Source organism: Wolbachia endosymbiont of Drosophila leontia (assembly GCF_028981785.1).
GTDB lineage: Bacteria > Pseudomonadota > Alphaproteobacteria > Rickettsiales > Anaplasmataceae > Wolbachia > Wolbachia pipientis.
In genome coordinates, this window is record NZ_JAPQLK010000150.1 from 1 (window position 1) to 4,889 (window position 4,889).

Below are 4,889 nucleotides of genomic sequence, written 5' to 3' on the forward strand. Positions count from 1 at the left end.
AAACTCAACACCAGCTTGCAAATGATTGTCCTTTCCTTCATTTCTCTCCTATTACGAAGATTTTAAACAGATTCTAAGATTATTGCAGGGTATATCTCTTGGAGGAGAAGCAGGAAATGCACCATTTTTAATAGAACATGCTCCTAAAAACAAAAAAGGATTTTTTGGCAGCATTGAGGTATTAAGTGCAATTCTTGGTTCAATATTAAGCCTGATAGCGGTACTCATATGCAAAAAAGTATCTGATTTTGAATCTTGGGGGTGGAGATTACCTTTCATTTTCAGTTTAGCAATGGGATTAATCAGCATATATATGAGATATATACTTGATGAAAGCCCAGAGTATAAAAGACAAAAAAATCCGTCTAAATTGCCACTAAAAGAGTTATTAAACAATTACAAAAAGCCTGTTCTAATATCAATAGGTATTGACTTGGTTGAAAATGCGTCTCTCTATATATATTTGGTATTTTTCAATGTGCTTACGAATAAAATATTAACAGTAAATACTCATTTTAATCATATAGTGGAAATACTGAGTCAAATTGCGCTCGGAGGATTGACAATATTATTTGCTATACTTTCTGATAAGGTAGGAAGAGAAAAAGTTATGAAATTTGCATTTATAGCTTTTGTAATAGTAAGTTATCCAGTTTTTTCAATGTTATGTAGTGGCAATTACTTGCTGGCACACATTCTTTTTGTAATTCCAATAGCTGCATCGCTTGGTCCTGTCAGTGCACTTATGTGCGAATTATTTCCAACAAAGGTTCGGTACAGTGGATTTGGTTTATCAAGAAATATAGCTGCTGGATTTTTTGGCGGCCTTGCACCATTTATATGCACAACAATTATCAAGGTTACAGGACAAGAGACTTCAGCTAGTTTTTACATGATTTTCTGTGCATTAATTGGGCTAGTTGCTATATCGCAAATTAAGGGTGAGCTTTCTTCAAAATTACCCAAAGTAAACCAAGTATAGTTGCAGTATAGCAGAATTTAAAAAAATCTAATTATAAGGCGGGAAGTGCCAATTTTTAGGTGATAATGTGAATATTTCAGCACCATCTTTTGTTACTCCGAGCGTATGTTCAAATTGAGCAGAAAGTGAAAGATCGCGTGTTGTCACTGTCCAATCATCGAGTTTACTGAGCAGAGTCTCATGTTTTCCAGCATTAATCATTGGCTCTATTGTAAAGAACATACCTTCCTTCAAGACGAGATTTTCATCTTGATCATAGAAATGCACTACATTTGGTGGAGCATGAAAGACTTTTCCTATACCATGTCCGCAGTAGCTGCGTACGATAGAATATCCAAAATCTTCAATATACTTCTCTATAGCAAGCCCTATTTCATTTAACTTATTGCCGGGCTTAACTTGTTTGATCGCTTCCATCAACGCATTATAAGTAGCGTCACATAAACGTTTTGCTTTTATTGATGGCTTGCCAATCCAAAACATGCGACTTGTATCACCATGCCAGCCATTTAAAATCACCGTAACGTCAATATTCAAAATATCTCCATCTTTAAGCGGTTTATCATCGGGAACACCATGGCACACAACTGCATTTTTTGAAGTGCAAATTGATTTTGGATATCCCCTATAATTTAGTGGTGCTGGAATTGCACCTGCATTAATTATAAAATCATGACATAGATCATTTAACTCATTAGTTGTCACCCCTATCTTTACGTACGGTGCAATGAAATCAAGAGTTTCAGCAGCAAGCCTGCCAGCCTTGCGCATAAATTTAAAATCTTCTTGTGAGTGTATAGTTATGTTCATATTTTCCATGTCTTATTGTAATTGGTACGCTTACTCGCAAGTACATAAACATAATAATTTTACATATTATAAAAATAAGTCCTATGGATCCTAGTGTCAAGTCATTTGTATGAAAAGTGGTAAAAACAGAAATCTAGACTGTAACTTTCGATTTAACCCAATTATACAATTTACTCATTTTACCATCTCGACCGAGCATTCCAGAGTTATTTTTATAAAAAGTGTCAACTATTAGCTTTATAGAGCCTATAGCAGCAGAAAATACAGGATTTTTATCATATTCGCCATCAAGACCGCTACAAGACTCAGGGCACCCAATTCGAACTTGCTTATTGAATATATAGCCTGCAATTTCCTTCATGCTTGTGAGTTGACTAGTTCCACCTGTGATCACTACTTTATTAATTGGATCTTTCTGCTCTTGAAATTGCTCTCTTACCATTTCAAGTATTTCTTCAACTCTTGGTCTTATGATGTTAATAAGCTCAGATTTGAATACTTGAGTAGGTTCATCATTTTCGTTGTTTTGCATTGTAATGTACTCATTCTCATCTATTGAAGTTACGATAGTGCTGCCATACAGTATTTTTATATACTCTGCACGTTCTATGCTTGTGCATAGCCCGTAAGCAATATCTCGAGTGATATGAACACCACCAATTGGAACGCTGCTTGCATACACAAGTTTCCCTCTTTTGAAAATTCCAATTGCAGTGCACCCACCGCCTATATCAACAATAGCAGCCCCGAGCTCTTTTTCATCTCCACTCAGACAGGCAAGACCTGCAGAATATGCAGAAGCAATACAACCTGCCATATTTAATCCACCATTATTGGTAATACAGTTTTCAATATTGGTAAGCGCTGGACGCGAAGCAGTGACAACATTAACATCAGCAGATAGTCTTTTTCCGTACAATCCACCAACTTCTTTTATGTCAGTCATGTCATCTAAGTGATATTTCAGTGGTATATTGTGAATGATAACATTCTCTTCAATATATTTCTCAAACGTCTGAAAAACTACACGTTTTATATCCCGGTCAGAAATTTCATGATTAGCTGCAATAATTTCATTATGTACATTGAAAGATGAGATGCCACATCCAGCAATATTCACATATATCTGATCTATAGTTTCCTCTGACACTTGCTCAGCTAAACCTATAGTTGATGAGATGGAGTAATTTGCGTGTTTTACATTAGTTATTGATCCACCGTTTACACCTTCTGCAATCTTATAACCCGTTCCTGTTACTTTATAGCTGAAGTTGCCATTTATCTTAACGATTAGACAAATAATCTTTGTTGTACCTATGTCTAAAACAGCAAAAACGTTTCTCTTTGGTTTTGCTATTACTGCAGAGTACATTAGTTGACCTTATTACGCAATTTCATTTAAGTTGTAGCTTTCTTTAATAATTTATATTTCTATTATAGATATAGCAACATTTTAATATACACTAAATTCTGGACAAAAGGAAAAGCAAAACATAGAATCATAATTTTTATGTCCATATTACCAATTGTAATTGCTCCTGACGAAAGACTAATCACACGTGCCAGTGAAGTAACAGATATAAACGATAAAATTAAAGAATTAGTAAACGACATGTTCGAAACTGTGTACGACGCAGAAGGCTTTGGCCTTGCTGCAGTGCAAGTTGGAGTGTTAAAGAGAATTTTTGTTATGGATGTTCAGCTAGAAACAATTGAAAATGAGCCAGCAGGATATGAATCAACTGGCAAATTTTGCATGATTAATCCAGAAATTACGGAATTATCTGATGAACAAGTAATTCTCAAGGAAGGGTGCCTTTCAATTCCAGAGCAAAGCTATGAAATTAAGCGTCCAAAGTATTTAACTGTGAAATACAGAGACTTAAATAACGAAGAACAAACACTAAAAGCTAGTGGTTGGCTTGCAAGGTGTATTCAGCATGAATTAGATCACTTAAACGGCATATTATATATTAGACATTTATCTAAATTAAAGTATGATATGGCCATGAAAAAAGCACAAAAGGTTAAAAAGCATTATGAGCAATAAAGACCTAGAATTATTAAAATTTTACCATGAAGTGGGCGTTGATTGCACACTAATGGAGGGTGAAGAGGAAAAAAAATTGGAGAGCAAAGAGAGTGTACAACCCTCTGTTATCCAAACTGGGACCCAGAAGAAAGATGCAGATACGCGCTGGGATGACACTAAAGATGGAAAAGACATGTTTCCAAGTGACTGGATAATTGAAGCAAGGAAACTTGCAAGCAAATGTAATAGTGTGGATGAACTAAGAAGTGCAGTTGAATCATTTGAAGGTTGTGAGATAAAAAAAACTGCAACTAATACTGTCTTTTCCGATGGTAATCCAAACGCAAAAGTTATGCTCGTTGGTGAAGCTCCAGGAGCAAATGAAGACCTTCAAGGCATACCATTTTGTGGTGCAAGTGGAATGTTGCTCGATAAAATGTTAAATGCAATCAATCTTGATCGCACTAAGGTATACATAAGCAATACTGTATTTTGGCGTCCACCTGGCAATAGAAAGCCAACCGACCTAGAGCTTGATGTGTGCAGACCATTTGTCGAAAAACACGTTGCACTAGTTTCACCACAAATTTTAGTTTTGGTCGGGGGAATCGCATGTTATAGCCTTCTTGACAGCACAAAAACTATATCGAATTTGCGTGGCAGGTTTCATACGTACACTAACCAATATTTGTCCAATTCAATCACCACAGCCGCTATATTTCATCCAGCTTACCTACTTCGCCAACCAGCACAAAAACGTTTAGCCTGGGAGGACTTGAAGAAGATTAGGGAGTATCTTGATAACACCAATAACTGCACAAATACCTAATAAAGTGGTAGACCTCTTGCATAGTTTTTTGCAGCATGTTAACAATCGTTAGAAACGAAAAAACTTCCTTGACAAACTCCGCCAGCCCCCTTATCATAAAATTGAAGCTGTTGTATTTGCTTTCGCCAATCTGCAGATTAAAAGGTAAGGATTACTTAATGTATCAGCGTCTTATGTTCAATTTTTTGCAGTATATAGATACTGTATGTCTTTACAAAACTTCATCTACATCTAGA

Annotated in this window: 4 protein-coding genes and 1 pseudogene; 3 read left to right on the forward strand and 2 right to left on the reverse strand. The window is 35.8% G+C overall.

Annotated features, from left to right (window positions below):
- Positions 1-73 precede the first annotated feature (73 nt).
- Positions 74-982: pseudogene (locus OZD63_RS05540) on the forward strand (MFS transporter); the annotation flags it as partial.
- A gap of 27 nt (positions 983-1,009) precedes the next feature.
- On the opposite strand, the gene map reads toward OZD63_RS05540, so the two are convergent.
- Positions 1,010-1,792 carry a type I methionyl aminopeptidase gene (gene map / locus OZD63_RS05545; protein ID WP_038250362.1) on the reverse strand — a complete coding sequence of 261 codons (783 nt, stop codon included), beginning with the start codon at positions 1,790-1,792 and terminating at the stop codon, positions 1,010-1,012.
- Between the two features lie 133 nt (positions 1,793-1,925).
- Positions 1,926-3,164, reverse strand: a complete 1,239-nt coding sequence (ftsA, locus tag OZD63_RS05550; RefSeq protein ID WP_274979771.1) for a cell division protein FtsA — start codon at positions 3,162-3,164, stop codon at positions 1,926-1,928.
- Positions 3,165-3,302: 138 nt separating this feature from the next.
- Between ftsA and def the strand changes: the two genes are divergently transcribed.
- Together def and OZD63_RS05560 are read left to right on the forward strand one after the other, a co-directional pair.
- The gene (def, locus tag OZD63_RS05555) at positions 3,303-3,842 is read left to right on the forward strand and encodes a peptide deformylase (protein WP_274979770.1); all 540 of its coding nucleotides are present in this window, start codon (positions 3,303-3,305) and stop codon (positions 3,840-3,842) included.
- On the forward strand, positions 3,832-4,653 hold the full coding sequence (locus OZD63_RS05560; RefSeq protein ID WP_274979769.1) for a uracil-DNA glycosylase: 822 nt from the start codon (positions 3,832-3,834) through the stop codon (positions 4,651-4,653). Before def ends, OZD63_RS05560 begins: the two co-directional genes overlap by 11 nt.
- Positions 4,654-4,889: the final 236 nt, after the last annotated feature.